1 protein-coding gene is annotated in these 1384 nt (G+C 46.7%); it reads left to right on the top strand.

Annotated elements, in window-relative coordinates:
* Positions 1–1384 (top strand): bifunctional protein-serine/threonine kinase/phosphatase (locus A3729_RS15410; RefSeq protein ID WP_068634045.1); only part of this gene is annotated, 1384 nt, incomplete at both ends.

Here is a 1384-nt window from a genome sequence, read left to right as displayed (position 1 = left end):
ACGCCGGTATAAAACCGATCAATGAAGACTCGGCTGGCGTCAAGGTTCCAGAAGATAGCTATCTGCTTAACAATAAAGGTTGTGCACTCGTCGTTGCCGACGGTGTTTCATCAGCTGAAGCGGGGCGCGAAGCAAGCCATACGGCTGTTGAACGTTTTATTGAGGAATATTTCCAGACGCCTGACACCTGGTCAGTCAGTAAGTGCGGAGAGCAGATTCTATCAACGATTAACCTCAAGCTTTTTCGTAAGAGTCACGAGTTCTCGTCTGATACTAAAGGTTACTTATCTACATTCAGCTCCATCGTCATCAAAGGTCGTACCGCGCACTTTTTTCATGTTGGCGATAGTCGAATATTTTTGCTGAGAGAAGGCGAATTCGCCCAATGTACTACTGATCATGTCGCTTCTTTAGGCGGCGGTAAAACTTTTCTTACTCGCGCCATCGGTATGGATAATCGCTTGCACCTCGATTATGGGCGAATTCCTCTTGAAGCCGGTGATCGCTTATTGCTGTGTAGTGATGGTGTACATGACTTTATCGAGGAAGCGAGAATAATCGAAACGCTGGCGATGGACCAGCCGGCTGAGTTTATCGCGGACAAATTTCTAGATTTGGCACGAGAAGGCGAAACCGATGACAATATCAGTGCCGTTGTGGGTATTGTTGAACAGCTGCCTTTCGAAAACCTTGATGATTATAGTGCGAAACTGACACGCCTACCTTTCCCGCCAGCTTTAGAAAAGGGTATGAAACTGGATGGTTTTGTCGTCCAAAAAGAGTTATTTGCTTCGAGTCGAAGCCAGTTGTATCTAGTAAAAGATGAAGTGTCAGGCGAGCTGTTGGCGATGAAGACGCCCTCACCAAACTTTGAGGAAGATACCGCTTATATTGACCGGTTTATCCAGGAAGAATGGATAGGTATTCGCATACAGCACCCTAATGTGGTCAAGATTATTCGACAAGACCGCAAGCGCAGTTTTCTATATTACCTCATGGAGTATGTCGAGGGAGAGGGCTTAGATAAATGGCTGAGAAAGAACCAGCCACCGAGTCCAAAGCTTGCTATCAATATCGTTAAACAAGTTGCAGAGGGCTTAAAAGCGTTTCATCAAAACGAGGCGGTACATCAAGACTTGAAGCCCGGAAATATTATGGTGACTGAAGAGGGCAAGGCCTTGGTGTTGGACTTCGGGTCAGTATTTGTTGCCGGTTTGTCTGAGTGCGTGAGCCCGATTATTCCTGATGGCGTTTTGGGTACAGCTGGCTACTCAGACCCGCTTTATCTACGCGGACATAACCCCGGGATCCAGGGGGACGTCTACTCGCTAGCAACCATTACCTATGAAATGTTTACAGGCACCTTGCCTTATGGAGATAAAAT

The sequence above is a fragment of the Oleiphilus sp. HI0043 genome, assembly GCF_001634935.1.
The sequence above is the reverse complement of the archived record's forward strand: the minus strand, read 5'-3'. Positions and strand labels throughout refer to the sequence as shown.